The organism is Pigmentiphaga aceris (genome assembly GCF_008119665.1).
Classification (GTDB): Bacteria; Pseudomonadota; Gammaproteobacteria; order Burkholderiales; family Burkholderiaceae_B; genus Pigmentiphaga; species Pigmentiphaga aceris.
Genome location: NZ_CP043046.1, coordinates 5,117,575 through 5,136,008 on the forward strand (window position 1 = coordinate 5,117,575; position 18,434 = coordinate 5,136,008).

Consider the following 18,434-nt stretch of genomic DNA (forward strand, 5'->3'; position numbering starts at 1 on the left):
GACTAGGGCACCAGAACAAGTTTTCCGAACACGCTGCCGCTCTCCAGCATCTCGTGTGATGCCTTGGCATCAGCAAGCGGGAAGGTCGCATGGATGCGCGGACCGACCCGACCGCTTTTCACCAGCGGCAGCACATGGCGGGCGATGCTTTTTGCCATGCGGGTTTTTTCAAAATGACTTTGCGGACGCATGGTCGATGAATGCAGGCTTATCTGGCGCTGCATCAAGGTCAGCAATTCGACGTTCACAGCCGAGCCTTGCATGAAGGACAGGCTGACATGGCGACCACCAAATGCCATGGCTTGCAGATTGCGGCGCACGTAATCCCCGCCCACCACGTCCAGCACGACATCCACGCCCCGGCCTTCCGTGTGGTCCAGGCAGGCTTGCGTGAAGTCGGTAGTGGGCCAGCAGATCGCCAGTTCCGCACCCGACGCCTGCAAGGCTGGAAACCGCGACTCGTTGGCATCGGTCACGATCACCGTGGCACCCGCCGCGTGCGCCATGCGCGTCGCCAAGGTGCCAATGCCACCGCCCGCACCGTGAATCAGCACGGTTTCGCCCATAGCCAGACGACCGAGTTCGAACAGGTTGTGCCAGACCGTGAAGAGCCCCTCCGGCAAGGCAGCTGCCTCGGTGTCGGACAGGTTGGCAGGAACGTCAAAAGAATGGTCAACGGCGGCCACACACCAGGGGGCATATCCACCGCCCGGCACCAGGCTCATCAGACGACGACCCAGCAATTGGCGGTCTACGCCCGGGCCACATTTCACGACCTCACCGCACACTTCCAGACCCAACACGTCGGTGACACCAGCGGCAGGTTTTGCGATGCCCTGGCGTTGCATGATGTCGGGGCGATTGACGCCTGCTGCCAGCACACGCAGCAGCACTTCGCCAGCACCGGGCTCGGGCACGGGGCGCTCGGCCATTATCAATACGCTGGCGTCACCCGGTTCGCGCGCGATGATGGCGTTCATGGAAGCGGGAACGGAATTCATGGGGCCTGACGCGGCAAGAGCATGGGACATGGAATGCACAAACTCACTTCTGCGGATTGAAAACGCTGATGCCGTCTTCGGGCAACGCCAGCCCGACGACCGACCCTACCGGCCACTGCTGCATCGCGCCCAAGCCGGCGCTGCGAACCGTGACGACCTGACGTGCCGTCATCGGGATGTCCACATCCACAAAGGTGTTGATGTGGTCGCCCTGGAAAACGTGATTGACCACGGTGCCGCTCAGTACCGATCCGGGATGCAGGTTTTCGAACCTGATGTGTTCCGGGCGCACGTAGATGTCCAGGCGCTCGCCGGAATGCGAGCCGCCGACTAGGCGGGCACGCGGCAGGCTGATCAAGGCCGAACCAAGTCGCAGCTGAATATCGGAGCCGCTCTGGCCGTGATAGTGGCTGGGCAAGATGTTCACATCGCCCAGGAACGAGGCAACGAACGGGTCTTGCGGGTTCTGGTACAGATCGGCGGGCGATGCAATCTGGCGAATGGCACCGGCCGACATCACTGCGATGCGGTCCGACATGGCCAGCGCTTCACCCTGATCGTGCGTCACGAATACGGTGGTCAGACCCAGCCGACGCTGGATCTCGCGGATCTCGACCTGCATGGACCCGCGCAGGCTCTTGTCCAGCGCAGAGAACGGTTCGTCTAGCAGCAGGACCTTGGGCTGAATCACTAGCGCACGCGCCAGCGCCACCCGTTGCTGCTGACCACCTGACAGTTCGCGCGGCTTGCGATGACCCAGGCCATCGAGCTTCACCATTTCCATGGCCTGCTTCACCCGCTGCGCCAACTCGTCCTTCGGTACACCGCGCATGCGCAGTCCGTAGCCGATGTTGCGCTCGACATCCATGTGCGGGAACAAGGCGTAGTTCTGGAACACGATGCCGATCTGGCGTTTGTGCGGTGGCTCGCTGGTAACGGGTTCACCGTCGATGAACACCTCCCCGTTGTCGGCCTCCGCGAACCCAGCGATCAGGTTCAGCAGCGTCGTCTTGCCGCAGCCCGATGGCCCCAGCAAGGTAAGGAATTCACCGCGTTTGATCTTCAGCGAAAGCTCATGCAGAACGGTCTGGTCACGGTACTTCTTGACCACGCGTTCGAGGCTGACGGCGGTGTCGGACGCGGGTGCGCGGCGTGCTTGCACTGCGGTATTTGAATTGACTGCGCTCATGATGGCATCACGGTGATTTGAAGGGGCTTGCCGGACGCCAAGGCGCTTATGCGCTATCCACTCAGGACAGCGAGACCGGTCTGGTACTGAGGCACAAGATAAGACAAACCGTCGGAATTACGTATTTGCCGAAATTGATGCCGCCCCTCGGAAAAAACGAAATGGCCACTTTGCTTTTTCCTAAGCCCTGAGTTCGAAAAACATCATTCTCAAACGACGCCAGCTTCACCAGAATTCTGCCGTCGGTGATCGATGTCTCCAGGGTGCCTGTGATGCGCCGCCTGACCGGCTACCAGCCTGTGTCGGCGAGACAGATCAAGGGCGATCAATTTTAGGAATTCAAATGTCAGTGGAAAAAATCAACACCTTGGTTGTGGGCGCTGGCCAGGCGGGTATCGCGATGAGCGAGCATCTTTCCCTCATGGGGGTGCCGCACATCGTGCTGGAGCGCAGCCGCATTGCGGAACGCTGGCGCTCGGAACGCTGGGATTCCCTGGTCGCCAACGGACCGGCCTGGCACGATCGCTTTCCGACGCTGAAATTCGACGGTGTCGGGCAAGACGTGTTCCCGCCGAAAGAGCGCATGGCCCAGTATTTCGAGGACTATGCCGCGATGCTGAAAGCGCCCATCCGCACGGGTGTCGAGGTCAAGCATGTGGAACGTCACGTGGGACGGCCGGGCTTCAAGGTCACGACCTCCGCCGGCATCATCGATGCAACCCACGTGGTTGCCGCAACCGGCCCGTTCCAGGCACCGACCTACCCCAAGATCGTGCCCGAGACCGACGGCATTCAGCAGCTGCATTCGGTGAATTACAAGAATCCCGGACAACTGAAAGAAGGCGCGGTGTTGGTGGTGGGCGCAGGCGCATCGGGCTCGCAGATTGCAGAAGAATTGCGCAAGGCAGGCAAGACGGTCTACCTGTCGGTGGGCGAACACTACCGTCCGCCGCGTGCCTATCGCGGCCGTGACTATTGCTGGTGGCTGGGTGCGCTTGGCCTGTGGGATGAGGTCAAGATCAAGCCGAAGAAGAAGCACGTGGCCTTCGCCGTCAGTGGGTATGACGGCGGCAAGACCGTGGACTTCCGACGGCTGGCGCACGCAGGCATCACCCTGGTCGGCCTGACCAAGTCCTACCAGAATGGCGTGATCGAATTCGAGAAAGGCTTGGCTGAAAATGTGGCCGAAGGCGACCGTGCATACTTCGACGTGTTGCGTGATGCCGATGCGTACATCGAAGAGAATGGCCTGCCCTTCCCGCTTGAACCTGAAGCCTGGGAACTGCTGCCTGACCCCGACTGCCTGAGCAATCCGATTCTGGAACTGAACCTGGCTGACGCAGGCATCACCACGATTCTCTGGGCCACCGGTTTCACCTTCGATTACGGCTGGCTGCAGGTCGATGCCTTCGACGAAAAGGGCGAACCCTTCCACAAACGTGGCATCGCTTCCGAGAGCGGCATCTACTTCCTTGGCTTGCCGAACCTGGTGAACCGCGCGTCGTCCTTCATCTACGGCGTCTGGCACGATGCGAAATACATCGCCGACCACATCGTCATGCAAGACGCCTACATGGCCTACGAGAAAGAGTGATCGTCCCAGTGCCCCATCAAACGATGGGGCACGATCACGATGACAGCATGCGCGGGTCGTAGAAACTTGCTGCGCTCATTCCGGGGATGTATTGATCCGAGATATAGGCACGGCAACGTTCCATGAACACGCTGGTCAAGCGCGAGGCTTTCATCGACTTGTAGGTGGCCAGCCCCAGCAACATGGGGCGATTGCTGCCCGCCAGACGAACCCGCACCAATCGCTTGCCATCCAGCGACATGTTGGACTTCGGGCGCACGTTGAAAATGGCGTAGCCAAAGCCGTTGGCCACCATGGATCGCACCACTTCTTCAGAGCGTGATCGCGCCACGATATTGGGCGTGACACCCGCTTGCGAAAACAGCGAGGTGAAGTAGTCGCGGCTCATGGGCAAGTCCAGCAGCACGAAGGGCTGCGGTGCCAGTTCTTCCAGCGTGACAGCGCTTTGTTCTGCAAGCGGATGCAGTTCGCTTACCAGCACATAGGGCGGCAAGGTTGCCAGCCGCTCGAAGTGAATGTCGTCACCGAGGTGCAAGTCGTAGGTGATCGCCAGGTCGATTTCCAGCGCGTGCAACTTGCTCATCAGGACTTCCTGATCGCCTTCGAGCATCTGCACATCCACCTTCTCGAATGCACGCGCAAATCCGAAGATGACTTCGGGTGCGATCATCGCGGTCAGGGACTGGAAACTTCCTACTCGCAATGCGCCTTGAATCGCATTGCTTGAATCGGACGCGATGTCATACAGGCGAGACGAGGTCTCCAGCACTTCTTCGCACTGACGCAAGACCAATGTGCCGGTTGCGGTCAGCCCCAAGCCTTTTGATGGATGACGCACGAACAGCTGCACGCCCAGCTCGATCTCGATGTGGGCAATCGCGGCGGAAATGGAAGGGGAAGAAATGTGGATCTGGGCCGAGGCCGCAGCAATGCTGCCGTGCTTCGCCGTTGCGACGAAGTACTCCATCTGGCGCAAGGAAATTCGGTTGAGCATAGAAAAGCGGACCTGAAGCACAAGACGTGGCGGTCCAGTATAGCGACGATGCGCACGAGGACTACGAGCGCAACGCAACGCGCCGGCCAGCAGCCGGCACAGGCATCAACCAGCGGGATCAGAGATTTCCGGGAACGCCGAAGCTTGGTGCCGCCCGGGGGTCGAGTGCACGTGTGATGTAGGCATGCATTTGCGGTTCGTACACCTTCCAGGTGGCGTACAAGGCCTGCACCGGGTCGTGTTCCACCCAGTCCAGGCGCAGGTCTACAACAGGCCAGTTCTGCTCACCATAGACCAGCAAGCCTGCCGAATGCACCGGCCCTTCTTCGCCCCCTGCGGCTTGGCCGGCCAGCATGGCCTGCATCAAGCGTTCGGCAAGCGAGCCTTCTGCCGTCTCGAAGGCCGACAACATGGCCTGGGGCACATCATGCGTGCGCAGCATGTTGCCGGCACAAGCGGCATGCGTGCCCACCACGCTTGCCAAAGTACCCAGCGCCTTGGCACCGGTGAAGACGGCTGGCGGGTTGTGTGCATCGATGACCATCAGTTGACGGTAGTCGATGAACGGCCGCTTCTGCAGTTCAACCAAGGCTTGGGCGGGCGTCATGCCACTGGCCAATAGATCGAGGGCAAGCGGTCCCAGGTCGGGGTCGGTGATGTTCTGGCTGGCGGCAGCACCAACGCCCAGGCGACCACGAACGCAGCGCGCCGCGACCGCAGGCGAGGACGAAGCCACCGCTGCGCCGAACTGGCCTGTGATCGGGCAACGCGCAATGATCGAAAAGGTCATGTTGGAAACGCTTGAAAACGTGAAAGAGATCAGTCGGGAATGACGGCAGTGGCGTCGATTTCCACCAGCCATTCCGGTCGCGCCAAGGCCGACACCACCAGGCCGGTCGACACCGGGAACACGCCTTTCAGCCACTTGCCCACAACCAGGTAGACCGCTTCGCGATAACGCGGGTCGATGATGTAGATCGTCACCTTGCAGATGTCTTCCAGTTCACCACCGGCTTCTTTCAGCAGCATGGCGATGTTGGCCATGGCCTGCTCGGTCTGCCCGGTCACGTCGCCGATGCACACGCTTTCCGAGGTGTCGAGATTCTGGCCGATCTGTCCGCGCAGGAACACCGTGCGCCCACGGGCCACCACGGCCTGGCAAAGGTCGTTGTCGAGCTTTTGTTCCGGGTAGGTCTTTTTCGTATTGAAGGTACGGATGCGGGTGTGTTTCATGGCCGGTCGAACAAAGGGGACGTTGAAGACATCGATGCCTGCGGCAGCGACGAGAGAGACGATGTGCGCCGACACATCATCTGATGGCCCGCCCCCAGGGGCCATTTGTATTTTCCGGGTGACCGTTTAGGAATTTCCGACACAGGCGATTGCCTGCCGGCACGGGTTCGTACCCGGGCAAAACCGCGGTCTGGCGTACCCATCGGGAAATGCGAAGCACCCCTAAGTAAAAGGCGACTTGGCCGAAGCGCGGGCGTTTTACATCATCCATTCAGTGATCGACGGCGATGTGTCCCGGCTGCGGCCCACATGCCTGGATCACGTTCCTGATCCACGCTATTCGCCCAGATTTCCGACCCACGTTCTCGACGCACATCCGTCCCGGCAGACCGTCCCCTTTCCGATTGAGGCCAGTAAATGATTCGCAAACTTCTTACTCTGTGCGTCCTCTCCACCGCGCTTGGTGCCACCACCACTGCCTGGGCGCAAGACGCCCTGGTCGTCAGCACCTGGGGCGGCAGCTTCCGCGACCTCATCGACGAGAACATCGGCAAGGAATTCACGCGCCAGACCGGCGTCCCGGTGAAGTACGTTACCGGCGGCACCATTGACCGTCTGAACAAGGCCAAGCTTGCGTCCACGCCGGAAAGCGACGTTACCTTCACCACGTCGCACGTGGGTTGGCTGTACGTCAGCGGCAACCTGTTCGAAACGCTGGACACCAGCAAGATCCCGAACTACAGCCACCTGGTCGAGCGCGCCAAGATCAGCCCGTATCACATCGGCAGCTGGGCCTACGTGTATTCGATTGGCTACCGCCCCGACCAACTGCCGGCCGGTGTGAAATTCGACAGCTGGAACGACCTGTGGAACCCGGCGCTGAAGACCAAGATCGCCTCGCCCGACTTCGATCCCAGCCACTTGATCGCAGTAAGCGCCATGCTGTCGGGCGGTGACGCCGCGACCTGGGAAAAGGGCCAGGAAAAGCTGAAGGCGCTCAAGCCCAACTTCAAGGCTTTCTACACCAACGACGCGAACTCGCAGCAACTGATCGCCACGGGCGAGACGCCCGTACAGGTCATCCTGTCGATGAACGCGTATCACATGGCCAGCCAAGGCGTACCCGTCAAGGTCGCCATGCCCAAAGAAGGCGCAGTGCTGGGGGTGGACAGCATGGGCATCATGAAGGGTTCGACCAAGACCGACCTGGCCTACAAGTTCATGAACATCGCGCTGTCGCCTGAAGTGCAGTCGAAGATCGTGGCCTCGAAGAAAGCCAGCCCGGTCATCGACAACGCCACCGTATCGGCTGAAGACGCCAAGCTGCCTGGCGTGTTCACCACCAAGGAACAGTGGGATACCCAGACCATCGTCGTGGACAACAAGCTGCGCGCAGAAAAAACCGCCGAATGGCGCAAGTGGTTCACCGAAAACATCATGAACTGAGCACGGTGACAAGGCAGCAGTCACTGCTGTCACACGCACTGAGAGGGAGGATTTTTGCGGGGTCTTGCCGCGACATCCTCCCTTGCTGATTGAGCATCTGAAATAAGGGTTCGCCATGCGTTCCGATCTACGGGCCTGGCTGGTTTCCCCAGCCGCATTCATCGCGCTGGGCATCACCGTGTCACTACTGGCGGTGTTGCAGTTCAGCTTCCGAACCTTCATCCCCGGTTCGCTGGATGTCGGTGGGCTGACCCTTGCCAACTTCACCGGCATGGGCAAGTCGATTTATTTCGACGCATTCTCGAACACCTTGCTGTTGAGCATCGAGACAACGGTCTTCTCCTTGCTGGTCGCCTACCCGCTGGCCTATGCCCTGGTGCGCGTACAAAGCCGGGCGTTGAAGTCCTTCATTCTGGTGGTGTCGATCACGCCACTGTTCCTGGGCGAAATCGTTCGTACCTACTCGTGGATCGCAGTGCTGGGCAGCAATGGCTTCATCAACGGCACGCTGCGCGCGCTTGGCCTGATCGATGGACCACTGACCTTGATGTTCACCCACGTGGGCGTGCTGGTGGCGCTGGTGCACGTGACGATTCCGGTGGTGGTGCTGATGCTGGCCACGGCCATCTCGCACATCAACCGGGACTTCGAAAAAGCGGCGCAAAGCCTGGGCGCAGGCCCCATCAAAGTCTTCGTGACCGTTACCCTGCCCTTGTCGATGCCCGGCATTCTGGCCAGCATCACCACCTCGTTTGCGTGGACCTTCAGTGCGTTTGCCACGCCGCAGATGATTGGCGGTGGCCGCGTGCCGACCGTGTCGACGCTGGTGTATCAACTGGGCTTTTCTTCCATGAATTTCCCCCTGGCTGCCAGCTTGAGCGTGATGGGCCTGCTGCTGACCGCAAGCGCTTTGTATGCCCTGGGATTCTTCACCAAGCGCCTGAAAGCGATCGGAGGACACTGACATGAAAATCCAGAGTTCGCTTCCCCTGTCCATGCGCATCGCCGGCCCGATGCTGATTGCCGTGCTGCTGGCCTTCGTGCTGCTGCCCGTGGTGGTGGTCACGATCGCCTCGTTCAATGCCAAGGCCATCATTTCCTTCCCGCCAGAATCGTATTCACTGAACTGGTTTGCTCGCGTGTTCACCTACCCGGATTTCCGGGAGGGCTTTCGCGCAAGCATGATCATCACCGGCTGGTCTTCATTCCTGGCGCTGGTGATCGGCACGGGTCTGGCCATCGCAGTGAAGTCGCTGGAATTCAAAGGCAAGCAGACCCTGCTGGCGATTTTGCATTCACCCTTGGTCGTGCCGCATTTCACGCTGGGCCTGGGCTTGCTGATTCTGGTGTCGCAGACCTCGGTGCAGCGTCACTACGGCATCGTGATCCTGTGCCACATCATGCTGGTGCTGCCCTTCGTGCTGCGTAGCGTGTATGTGTCGATGGAAAATCTGGACGCCCGACTGGAACAGGCCGCCGCCAGCCTGGGGGCGTCGCCCGTGAAGGTGCTGTTCACCGTCACGATTCCGCTGCTGGCCCCCGGCCTGTTCGGCGGCTGGCTGTTCGCCGCGATCATGTCCTTCAGCGAATTCACCGCATCCCTGTTCGTGACGACGCAGGCCACACAAACGCTGCCGGTCGCCATGTACAACTACGTGCGTGAATATGCCGACCCGACCCTGGCGGCATTGTCGGTGGTGTACATCGTGGTGACGGCCACGGTGCTGGCCTTTGCGAATTACTTCCTGGGTCTGGGGAAGATTCTTAATATCGAAGACAATCACTGACATCCAAGGGGCAGCCACCGTGATCCACGCGACGGGATCACGGTGAGTCTCTGATTTTTCTGCCCCAAGATTGATCTGGATGTATTGGTCCAGCCATGTTGCCACGTTATCGTCTGAGCAACGGAGGGCAACAATGATCGATTTTCTTATCGTCCTGGGCGCACTGCTTTTTCTGATGTTTGCCGCCTATCGCGGCTACAGCGTGATTCTGTGCGCACCCATCGCCGCCATGGGTGCGGTACTGCTGACCGAGCCGGCTGCACTGGCACCGGCTTTCTCCAGTCTGTTCATGGAGCGCATGGTCGGATTCGCCAAGCTGTATTTGCCGGTGTTCCTGCTGGGGGCAGTGTTCGGCAAGCTGATCGAATTGTCTGGGTTCTCGCATGCCATCGTGCAGTCCGTGATGCGCCTGATCGGTGCGCAACGGGCCATCATGGCAATCATCCTGGTCTGCGCACTGCTTACCTACGGTGGCGTGTCCTTGTTCGTGGTGGTGTTCGCGGTCTATCCCTTTGCCGCTGAAATGTTCCGGCAAAGTGGCATCCCCAAGCGACTGCTGCCCGGCACCATTGCGCTGGGTGCCTTCACCTTCACGATGACGGCCATACCCGGCACGCCGCAGATCCAGAACATCATTCCCACGTCCTTTTTCGGCACGACCACCTGGGCTGCGCCCTGGCTGGGGCTGTCCGGCGCGGTACTGACGCTGGTGCTGGGGGTCTCTTATCTGGAATGGCGACGACGCAGTGCGGCCGCCGCCGGTGAGGGCTACGGCACCGACCTGCGCAACGAACCCGCTGCACCGCCCGAACACGCCACGCACCATCCGCTGATTGCCCTGCTTCCTCTGGTGGTCGTGGGCGTTGCCAATCTGCTGCTGACGCGGCTGATTCCCACTTGGTACGCACCGACCTACGCGCTTGATCTGCCCGGGCTGGCGCAACCGCTCAACACCGAGATCGATCAATACATCGCCATCTGGGCGGTCATGGGTGGCCTGCTGTTGGGCAGTTTGTCGATTGTCATTCTGGCCTTCCGGCCCGTAGTGAAAAACCTGGCCGAAGGCACCAAAAGCGCAGTGGCGGGTGCCTTGCTGGCTGCCATGAATACGGCAGCAGAATATGGCTTCGGCGGCGTGATTGCGGCCCTGCCCGGCTTCCTGCTGGTAGCCAAGACCTTGGGCAGCATTGCCGACCCCCTGGTGGGCGAAGCCGTTGCCGTCACGGCACTGGCCGGCATTACCGGATCCGCGTCGGGCGGGATGAGCATTGCACTGGCAGCAATGTCGGACACCTTCATCAGCAGTGCCCGCGCCGCCGACATTCTCATGGACGTCTTGCACCGGGTCGCCGCCATGGCGAGCGGCGGGATGGACACCTTGCCCCATAACGGCGCGGTGATCACCTTGCTTGCGGTTACCGGCCTGACCCACCGGCAATCCTATGGCGATATCTTCGCCATCACGATGATTTCGACCTTGAGTGTCTTCTTCGTGATTGCGCTGTATTACCTGACCGGACTGGTTTAACGAACCAGCTTTGCCTTCAACTTTGCGTTGATTTCAGGCAGGAGTCGAGGTTCAAGCCTGCCCGATCAAGGCTTGGCGGTACCGATCCTGGACTTCAGGTTGGTGTACATATCTTCCAGCGACTTGCTGATGATCCCCGACCATACCGATTCGGTCACGACCATGGCGGTTTCCCGGATCTGACCGTTCACCGTCAAGCCTTGCTGCAAAGGTCCGATCGGCCCGGTAAGCACTACTTCGTAGTTGGACGACACGCCCAGCACGAAGCCCATTTCCAGCCATGCCCAGAGCTTGTTGACGCGCACCGTGACAGGCGTGGCGCGTGCGTAGTCTGCATCGGTCGGTGCAACCACACGGAAGCCGTTTTCACGGAATGCGCGAGCCACGACGGTTTGCGTCAGGGACGCAATCGTCTGACCTTCCGGCACCAGAATATCGCCAAGTGCCATGCCGTAGCCGTTGCGTTTGCGGGCAATGGCGCGCGAGCGGATTGCTTCATCGGACAGGTTGTCGTCCATCAATGAGGGCGTGGACGGCGAGCCCGGTTTGATCTGGAATATGCGAGCGTCTTCGACTTTCTCGATGCGCACGGGCACGCCTTGCGCGGGGTTGACGGCGGCGTCGAACTTCGGGGCAATCACATCGCGCCCCGTTGCGCAGCCAGCCAGCGCAGCAACGGCAAGACAAATACCCATGACACGCACGCTTATCAACGCGGAAATATTATTCATGAAACGTTTTTACCTATGGATGATGGTATTGGGCTGACGGCGCGGCCCCGCGGCCTCGACGGCCGGGACAACTTACCATCAAAGAATATTGCTAGGGAAAATCACTGACGCAACGGTCACAAGACCTGTGGACAGATCGCCACTACAATCCTCGCCGACACCAGCCGGCAGAAAACCCCTGGCGTTGCAACCCAAAAAATACCTTGAGTCCGTATATACCGACTTGATGTAAAACATCGGCAGACTTCAATTCGAGGCTGAAGCTGCAACAGGAGCAGAGAAATTTCCGCATATGCAGGCGCTGGCCCGTGCGCACTCCATCCAGAGTTTGACCTGGCGATCAGGCCACATCAGGTGGTGGCTACGCGATGAACATTCCGCGCGAGGAGTTTCTTACTGCAATACGTCCCCTGTCGCTGAGCCTGCAACTGCTTGCCTGCTTTCTACTGGTTGTCGCGTGTGCAGTTGCCTCCCCCGACTACCATTACGACAAAACGGTGTTGGCTAGCTTTGCCGCCGTGCTGGGCATCACCATCCCGCTTGGTTTCACACGCAAACTGCTGGTGCCGGTTTCCATACTCAACACATGGATAATTGCCGGCTGCTTCATGTTTTTCATCACCGAAAGTCCGAACCAGGATTTCTGGGCATTTTCCATGGCAGTCACCTTTGCCATCGTGACGGCCCCGCTTTATGAGAAAACACGCGACTACCTGATGGCGGGTTGCGGTGCAGGCGTCATTCTTGGGGAAGGCAAGGTACCCATGCCCCCCATTCCGGGGGACACCAACTGGGTCATTGTGATGACCGTTGCCGTGGTGTTTCTTGGTTGTGTGCTGAACATTTTCTTCAGCCGCCTGCATATCAGGAACATTCAGCTTCGCCACGAATTGCAAGACCTCGCGTATCGCGATGCGCTGACCGGTCTGCCCAATCGACGAAAACTTATTTTGGATATTGCGACGGCATCAACGTCCCGCGACATGAAGGACTGCTGCTTCATGATGATCGACGTGGACGGCTTCAAGCAGATCAACGACCAGTTTGGCCACGATCAGGGTGACGTGGTGCTGGAACAGGTCGCCGCCATGCTGTCGCAACTGCTGTATGCCGATAATGTCGGCCGAATGGGTGGAGAAGAATTCGGTGTGCTGACCCGATACGGAGGTGAGACCAGGGCGGCCTATCTTGCGCAGCTGATTCTGGATCAGGCGCGTGAGATACGCGTGGGTGACCGCCCGGTCACGGTAAGCATCGGCATTGCGTCGGCAGACGCAACGTTTGCCGACATGATGCGCAATGCCGACAACGCGCTGTATCAGGCAAAGCGATCCGGCAAGGATCGCTTTGTCATGCGTCGCAAGACTGACAACGCCGTGATGCCGGAGCCGGCTGAATCGACGGCGTGAAGGTCGACCGCTGAAGTCGAATCAGAAGCGAGCCAGCACTTTCACCGAGACATTCATCGGTTGGGCATACTGCACTTCCTGACCGGTCATGGAGTAATACTCGCGATCGAACAGGTTACTGACGTTGACCTGCGCGGATACAGCCTGATTGAAGTCGTACTTGGCCATCAGGTCGACAACCGTTACCGAGCCTTGATCGAAGCGCGCGGGTGTGCCGGCGTTCGAATAGTTGCGGTAGGTGCCTTTCTGCCAACGCACGCCGCCGCCCACCGTCAGCTTGTTCCACGCGCCAGGCAGACGATATGTGGTGTACAGCTTGGCCGTCTGCTCGGGAATATGTGGGTTGAAGGTATTACCCAGTCGGTCTTCGCTGCGCGACACCGACAAGCCCACGCCGGCCTGCCACCCCGCAGCAAGCTCGCCGCCCAGGTCAAGTTCGATACCCCGGGTCGCGATCCCTGACACGGCGCGGTAGGCACGCTCGGTCGATCCACGCACAAAACCGCCGTCGATGATCTCGGCGGTATTGTCTTGCAGCGTTCGGTACAGCGACAGCGCACCCAGCAGACGCCCGTCCAGGAATTCAGCCTTCGCGCCTACCTCGTAACCCTTGCCCACCTTCGGGTCCAGATAGACCCCCTCTACCGTGCGGACGTTCTGCGGGTTGAACAACTCGGCGTAGCTGGCATACACCGTGTAGGTCTCGTTCAGGTCGTACGTAATCCCAGCATACGGCGTGAGTTCCTGGAAGTGGCGGCGGTCACCGCGCCAGTCGTTGAAGCGACCGCCCGCGATCACGTGCATGGCGTCGGACAAGGAAAAGCGTGCGCTGGCAAATGCGTCGGCGGTCTTGACGTTCAGGCGACGGTCGTACCTGCTGTTGAGTCGCCATGCGCTCGGGTAGGCGTAACTGCCATCCCATTCGTAGATGCTGCCGATTGGCTCTGCCGCGACACCGCCGTAGTAGTCTCTCTGCGTCCATTTGCGCGACGCCGACATGCCGACATTCAGTTCGTGGGTACGGCCGAACAGGGAGAACGGGCCATTCGCCGAAGCGTTCCAATATAGCTCGCTTGCCCGGTTGCGCTCTTGGTCGAGCAGAGGAGCCAGACCCAGGCCGGTCTGCTGGTTCAGGCCACGATTGAGGAGATACAGCGTTTCGGCGTCCCAGCTTCTGCGTTGCAGTTGCAAGGTGGTTTCGCCACGCCAGCCATTGTCGAACTTGTGTTCAACCCGGCCAAATGCGTTCAGGCTTTCATTTTCCCAATAGGCCCATTCCGGGGCGGAAGACATGCCGCGACGCATCGGAACCGGTGCGCCATTGGTGAAGCGCGAGGGGAATGAGCCGAATGTCACCCCCTTGATTCGATTTGATCCGGAATCGACCCCAAGCGTGACCGTGGTTCGGTCGGTCAGGTCGGCCTCGATCGTGCCGTAGTACAGCTGGCGGGTGCGATGGTGTCGGTCCATGAACGAATCTTCGTCCAGGTAATCGGCTACAAAACGTGCCCTGACACTGCCTTCCTTGTTCAAGGGTGTCGAGATGTCGAAGCTGGGGTTGACGCTGTCCCAGCGACCGAGGGTAAGGCTAGCCGTGCCGGTCACCACGCGGCTGGTGGCGCGTTTGCGGACAAAGCTGAGCACGCCTGCCGGATCACCGAAGCTTGACACCATCCCGGTCGGGCCGCGGATGATTTCGACCCGGTCATACATGGCCAATGAGGTGAGGTGGTCGGCAAGATTGTTGTTGCCCGCGTAGGAAACACCATCGACGACATAGTTCTGCAGGGCGAAGCCACGTGAGTACGGCAGCGAGCGATCGCTGTCACCTTGGTACAAGCTGACCCCGGTGGTATTGGCGAGCGCATCTTCCGGCGTGCGCAGCCCCTGGTCTTCAATCCGCTGACGCGAAATCACGGTGACGGATTGCGGCGTGTCGCGCAGCGACAGGTCCATGCCCATGGCCGATCGTGTGGTTTTTGCAAGGGTGTACGACCCAGTGCCCTGAGATACCGCACGACTGTGAGTGACATCGGCACTGACGGTCACGGCGGGCAGCGCGCTTACTGCAGGCGCACCCTGCACAACGGGCGGGGCCGCACGCAGGGAATAGGCACCGTCGGCCTGCTGTACGGCCTGCAGACCGGTTCCGGCCAGCAGTGCGTTGAAAGCGGCACTGACCCCGTGTGTGCCCCGCAGCCCCTGGCTGGTTTTGCCTTGCGTGAGTTCACCAGGCGCGGTCAGGAAGATGCCGGTTTCTTCTGCAAAGCGGTTCAGAGCGGAAGTGAGCGGCCCCGCGGGAATGTTGTACTGGCGAGCCTGATTGGAAGCTGGATTTGAAGCCTGGCCCGAGGCTGCTGCCATGCCCTGCGCCTGGGAATCCGTTGTCCACACGGCCGCGCCGAGTGTCAGGCCGGCCATGGCGAATTGCAGCGCGAGAATCATCGGTCGCTTGGCGAATTCGGGAGGACGTGACGACGTCAAATCCGTGGACAAGACGGCAGGCACGGTATCGGCGCCAGGGCGGACAACGGGGCGGGCACCAGGATGGGCACGACGGAAAGACATAGGATGGAATCTCTCAGGCGAAGATATGAACGAAGAGAGAAAGACCATCGCGTGCGTCGAACCGACTGCTGATTGTTCTTCTCTCATCCGGTTAATCGGATGAGATTGAAAAACCCGAACTGGATGGATGAAAAAAATCTGCGGCGCTGACAAAGCGGCCGTGGATCAAGCCCGCACGCCGCGTCAACGCGCCACGACCGTGGTCCACCAGGGCAGCGTTCGCTGCACACGAATCGGCAGGTTGCGGCTCAGCATGGACAGCGCGCGGTCCAGGTCATCGGCGGGATAGACACCCATGACCTTCAGGTCGGCAATCTCGGGGGCGACCCCAATGTGGCCGTGTTGGTAACGACTCAGTTCTTCGATCAAAGTCTTCAGCGACAGGTTGTCGGCCAGCACCACACCACGACTCCAGGCTTCACGCGCGCGATCGGCAGCGCCGTCGAGGGCGGCAGTATCGGCATCGAAACGCGCTTGCTGCCCAGCTTCCACACGCAGATTGATACCCGCCGAATTGCGAATGGCGACGGTTCCTTCAAACACGTTCAACAGCGTGTGGCCATCGTTCAGGCGCACCGCAAAACGGGTGCCAAGCGCCTGCATGCGACCGAAGCGGGTATCGACATAGAACGGGCGTTGTGCGGGGTCGCGGGCAGTGTCGATCAGGATCTCACCTGCCAGCAGGCGCAGCCTGCGCATGCCGTCCTGATAGTCCACATTCACCGCGCTGTCGGTGTTCAGCCAGACCCGTGAGCCATCGGCCAATTGCAGATCGCGCCGCTCGCCGGTGCCTGTGCGCAGGTCGGCTCCCCAGGCAAGCACCACCTCAGAAAAAGCCGTGTGACGCCATGCCAACCAGCCCAGCATGCCCGCGCCAGACATGGCACCTGCTGCGCCCAACACGCGGCGTCGCGACCATGCCCCTTTGCGTGCCACCCGGGTACCCGCCACGGCGGCTTCGCGGCCCCCTGCGCGCAGTGGTTCGAAGCGATTGCTGACCGACTCGATATGCGTCCAGGCCTTGGCGTGTTCTGGCCTTTGATTCAGCCAGCGTCGCCATGCCTGGTGGTCATGTTCGGTTGCGCCCGCGCCGCGAAACAGTGCATACCATTCGGCGGCTTTTTCCAGGCTGGCGAAATCGGCCTTGGTTTCAACATTCCTATCGGAGGCGACCACGTGCTCATCCATGCGCAGCGACGTGTCTACATGCTCGGACCGCATGCCTGTCTAGCCCTGCAGGCCAGCGTCGATCAATCCGCATTGCAGCATGGCTTGCGCAATGTATTTCTGCACCATGCGCTCGGATACCGACAAGGCTTCAGCGATCTCGCGATACGCCATGCCATCGACCTGCGCCATTACAAATGCAGTGGCCGCTTTCTGCGACAGGCGGCTGAGCATGTCGCCGATTTCAAGCAAAGTTTCGATGACGATCGCGCGGTGTTCGGGTGACGGCGCGTAAGACTCAGGGTGGGTGGCCAAGGTCTGCAACCAGGCTTGCTCCACTTCGCGGCGACGCCACAGATCGATGCAAAGCCCGTTGGCGGCTGTGCGCAAATACACCCGCGCCTCGACAAAGCTGCTGAAGCCACGTGACGCCGGTTTGGTCAGCAGGCGTACGAACGCGTCTTGCGCAAGGTCTGCGGCATCGGCCGCACTGCCCAGACGGCGACGCAACCATGCCTGCAACCAACTGTGGTGATCGCCGTAGAGCACCGCTACGCTTGGCGTGACGCCGTATTCCTTTGCCATCATCGTGTATCACCCCGCCGCCGGACAGGGCTCACGCCAATCCTTAAAGCTAATGGAAACCATTCTTGTTTACACCAAAGTGTAAGCCATCAATTCTGGTTTCCACATGGAGCAGTCACGACGCGTGCATGTGGCGCAACGTTTCAGGCCGTGGCCCGGCGGGCACGGGTTGCCCACCAACACAGCAGCGACCCGGCAGTCACCATCAAGGCACCGTAGAAAAAGCCAGCACCAGGCCGCACACCCAGCCACAGGCTGGCAAGCAGTGCCGACAGTACCGGCGTGAAGTACGAGGCCGTTGCCAGCAAGGTGAAGTTGCCGTGCTGCATGCCGTGGTTCCAGCATGAATAGGCGGCAGAGGTCAGCGCACCCAGCAGCAGCACCTGCCCGATACCGCCCAGGTTGATCGGCAACGCTGGCTCGGCGCTGATTGCGTACTGGATCCACAAGAGCAAAGACGTTGCCAGCAGGAACAGCGGGACTGCGTTTTTCCCTTTTCCGAAGCGGCGGGTGACGACCGAATAGGCGGCCCATAGAAACGCGGCCCCCAGTGCCAACCCGTAGGCCAGCGGATTGCCCAGCACGTTCTGCCACATCACGCTCACCGACCAGTCGCCCTGCCCTTTCATGACCCAGACGATGCCGGCAAAACACAGGCCAAGCGCGGGCAGCAGGAGCCATGAACCACGATGCTGTCGGCTTACTACTGCCAGCACGATCGTCAGGCTGGGCCACAGGTAATTGATCATGCCCAGTTCCATGGCCTGCCCACGGTCGTGCGCGTAACCCAGCGACAGCGCAAGGCAAACCTCGTAGGCAACGAACAGCAAGCCACCGCCCCACAGGTAGGCACGCGGCAGATCACGCCAGCGCGGCAGCCCCAAGGCCAGGGTGGCGAACAATGCACTGACGCTGAAGACCAGCGCTGCGCCACCCACCGCGCCGAATATCTCTGCAATGCTGCGCAGCAACCCCACGGTTGCGCCCCACATCAGCACCGAACTCATGCCGATAAGCGTTGCGCCTGTGGGACCAAATGCCTTGCTGTCTTGCGCCTGCGACACGTCGTCTCCGCCTTGAATCTGCCCATCGAGGTCTGCGCATGGCAGCCCGCTCAGGAAAGCAGGCGATGTTACTCCGATGAAAATTCCTGGCCCACGAATGATCGCGCTGATCGCTGCACCGCAGCGACCCGCAATGGT

General features: G+C 60.3%; 17 protein-coding genes. 6 read left to right on the plus strand and 11 right to left on the minus strand.

The window, feature by feature from the left end; translation table 11 throughout:
- Window positions 1-2 precede the first annotated feature (2 nt).
- A complete protein-coding gene (locus FXN63_RS22065) occupies window positions 3-1,001 on the minus strand; it encodes an NAD(P)H-quinone oxidoreductase (protein WP_246164937.1) in 999 nt (332 codons plus the stop codon).
- 43 nt (window positions 1,002-1,044) lie between these two features.
- Entirely contained in the window at window positions 1,045-2,190 is a 1,146-nt protein-coding gene (locus FXN63_RS22070; protein WP_148817590.1) for an ABC transporter ATP-binding protein, read from the minus strand.
- A 343-nt stretch (window positions 2,191-2,533) separates the two neighbouring features.
- Here FXN63_RS22070 and FXN63_RS22075 point away from each other — a divergent pair, with 343 nt between their 5' ends.
- Window positions 2,534-3,784, plus strand: coding sequence for a flavin-containing monooxygenase (locus FXN63_RS22075; protein ID WP_148817592.1), 1,251 nt, complete (start codon window positions 2,534-2,536; stop codon window positions 3,782-3,784).
- A gap of 34 nt (window positions 3,785-3,818) precedes the next feature.
- Here the strand turns inward: FXN63_RS22075 and FXN63_RS22080 are convergent, their stop codons facing one another.
- From FXN63_RS22080 to FXN63_RS22090, 3 genes are all read right to left on the minus strand, one after another.
- Window positions 3,819-4,778, minus strand: coding sequence for a LysR substrate-binding domain-containing protein (locus tag FXN63_RS22080; protein ID WP_148817594.1), 960 nt, complete (start codon window positions 4,776-4,778; stop codon window positions 3,819-3,821).
- 118 nt (window positions 4,779-4,896) lie between these two features.
- Window positions 4,897-5,568 carry a DUF1028 domain-containing protein gene (locus FXN63_RS22085; RefSeq protein WP_148817596.1) on the minus strand — a complete coding sequence of 224 codons (672 nt, stop codon included), beginning with the start codon at window positions 5,566-5,568 and terminating at the stop codon, window positions 4,897-4,899.
- Window positions 5,569-5,597: 29 nt separating this feature from the next.
- Window positions 5,598-6,011 (minus strand): RidA family protein, encoded by a 414-nt coding sequence (locus tag FXN63_RS22090; protein ID WP_148817598.1) that lies wholly within the window; start codon window positions 6,009-6,011, stop codon window positions 5,598-5,600.
- Window positions 6,012-6,428: 417 nt separating this feature from the next.
- Between FXN63_RS22090 and FXN63_RS22095 the strand changes: the two genes are divergently transcribed.
- From FXN63_RS22095 to FXN63_RS22110, 4 genes are all read left to right on the plus strand, one after another.
- Entirely contained in the window at window positions 6,429-7,457 is a 1,029-nt protein-coding gene (locus FXN63_RS22095) for an ABC transporter substrate-binding protein (RefSeq protein WP_148817600.1), read from the plus strand.
- Between the two features lie 115 nt (window positions 7,458-7,572).
- Entirely contained in the window at window positions 7,573-8,421 is an 849-nt protein-coding gene (locus FXN63_RS22100) for an ABC transporter permease (protein WP_148817602.1), read from the plus strand.
- Window position 8,422: 1 nt separating this feature from the next.
- Window positions 8,423-9,244: an ABC transporter permease gene (locus FXN63_RS22105; RefSeq protein WP_148817604.1), complete on the plus strand. Its 822-nt coding sequence runs from the start codon at window positions 8,423-8,425 to the stop codon at window positions 9,242-9,244.
- 136 nt (window positions 9,245-9,380) lie between these two features.
- Window positions 9,381-10,772 (plus strand): GntP family permease, encoded by a 1,392-nt coding sequence (locus FXN63_RS22110; RefSeq protein ID WP_187395254.1) that lies wholly within the window; start codon window positions 9,381-9,383, stop codon window positions 10,770-10,772.
- Window positions 10,773-10,837: 65 nt separating this feature from the next.
- Here the strand turns inward: FXN63_RS22110 and FXN63_RS22115 are convergent, their stop codons facing one another.
- Together FXN63_RS22115 and FXN63_RS26810 are read right to left on the minus strand one after the other, a co-directional pair.
- Window positions 10,838-11,503: a YajG family lipoprotein gene (locus tag FXN63_RS22115; RefSeq protein WP_148817607.1), complete on the minus strand. Its 666-nt coding sequence runs from the start codon at window positions 11,501-11,503 to the stop codon at window positions 10,838-10,840.
- Window positions 11,504-11,987: 484 nt separating this feature from the next.
- On the minus strand, window positions 11,988-12,161 hold the full coding sequence (locus FXN63_RS26810) for a hypothetical protein (protein WP_187394981.1): 174 nt from the start codon (window positions 12,159-12,161) through the stop codon (window positions 11,988-11,990).
- On the opposite strand from FXN63_RS26810, the gene FXN63_RS22120 reads away from it, so the two are divergent.
- Window positions 12,160-12,912, plus strand: a complete 753-nt coding sequence (locus tag FXN63_RS22120) for a GGDEF domain-containing protein (protein WP_187394982.1) — start codon at window positions 12,160-12,162, stop codon at window positions 12,910-12,912. The two genes, FXN63_RS26810 and FXN63_RS22120, sit on opposite strands and share 2 nt — an antisense overlap.
- Window positions 12,913-12,933: 21 nt before the next feature.
- Here the strand turns inward: FXN63_RS22120 and FXN63_RS22125 are convergent, their stop codons facing one another.
- The 4 genes from FXN63_RS22125 to yddG all read right to left on the minus strand — a co-directional run bounded on the left by FXN63_RS22125 (window position 12,934) and on the right by yddG (window position 18,296).
- Window positions 12,934-15,357, minus strand: a complete 2,424-nt coding sequence (locus FXN63_RS22125; RefSeq protein WP_187394983.1) for a TonB-dependent siderophore receptor — start codon at window positions 15,355-15,357, stop codon at window positions 12,934-12,936.
- A gap of 306 nt (window positions 15,358-15,663) precedes the next feature.
- Complete coding sequence (locus FXN63_RS22130) at window positions 15,664-16,656, minus strand: FecR domain-containing protein (RefSeq protein ID WP_246164938.1); 993 nt, start codon at window positions 16,654-16,656, stop codon at window positions 15,664-15,666.
- 51 nt (window positions 16,657-16,707) lie between these two features.
- Window positions 16,708-17,235: a sigma-70 family RNA polymerase sigma factor gene (locus FXN63_RS22135; RefSeq protein ID WP_148817613.1), complete on the minus strand. Its 528-nt coding sequence runs from the start codon at window positions 17,233-17,235 to the stop codon at window positions 16,708-16,710.
- Between the two features lie 140 nt (window positions 17,236-17,375).
- Entirely contained in the window at window positions 17,376-18,296 is a 921-nt protein-coding gene (gene yddG / locus FXN63_RS22140) for an aromatic amino acid DMT transporter YddG (protein ID WP_281290831.1), read from the minus strand.
- Window positions 18,297-18,434: the final 138 nt, after the last annotated feature.

Coding starts and splice junctions, on each gene's coding strand:
- FXN63_RS22065 (WP_246164937.1), bottom strand. CDS start 1,001: ATGAATTCCGTTCCCGCTTCCATGAACGCCATCATCGCGCGCGAACCG.
- FXN63_RS22070 (WP_148817590.1), bottom strand. CDS start 2,190: ATGAGCGCAGTCAATTCAAATACCGCAGTGCAAGCACGCCGCGCACCC.
- FXN63_RS22075 (WP_148817592.1), top strand. CDS start 2,534: ATGTCAGTGGAAAAAATCAACACCTTGGTTGTGGGCGCTGGCCAGGCG.
- FXN63_RS22080 (WP_148817594.1), bottom strand. CDS start 4,778: ATGCTCAACCGAATTTCCTTGCGCCAGATGGAGTACTTCGTCGCAACG.
- FXN63_RS22085 (WP_148817596.1), bottom strand. CDS start 5,568: ATGACCTTTTCGATCATTGCGCGTTGCCCGATCACAGGCCAGTTCGGC.
- FXN63_RS22090 (WP_148817598.1), bottom strand. CDS start 6,011: ATGAAACACACCCGCATCCGTACCTTCAATACGAAAAAGACCTACCCG.
- FXN63_RS22095 (WP_148817600.1), top strand. CDS start 6,429: ATGATTCGCAAACTTCTTACTCTGTGCGTCCTCTCCACCGCGCTTGGT.
- FXN63_RS22100 (WP_148817602.1), top strand. CDS start 7,573: ATGCGTTCCGATCTACGGGCCTGGCTGGTTTCCCCAGCCGCATTCATC.
- FXN63_RS22105 (WP_148817604.1), top strand. CDS start 8,423: ATGAAAATCCAGAGTTCGCTTCCCCTGTCCATGCGCATCGCCGGCCCG.
- FXN63_RS22115 (WP_148817607.1), bottom strand. CDS start 11,503: ATGAATAATATTTCCGCGTTGATAAGCGTGCGTGTCATGGGTATTTGT.
- FXN63_RS22120 (WP_187394982.1), top strand. CDS start 12,160: ATGGCAGTCACCTTTGCCATCGTGACGGCCCCGCTTTATGAGAAAACA.
- FXN63_RS26810 (WP_187394981.1), bottom strand. CDS start 12,161: ATGGAAAATGCCCAGAAATCCTGGTTCGGACTTTCGGTGATGAAAAAC.
- FXN63_RS22125 (WP_187394983.1), bottom strand. CDS start 15,357: ATGATTCTCGCGCTGCAATTCGCCATGGCCGGCCTGACACTCGGCGCG.
- FXN63_RS22135 (WP_148817613.1), bottom strand. CDS start 17,235: ATGATGGCAAAGGAATACGGCGTCACGCCAAGCGTAGCGGTGCTCTAC.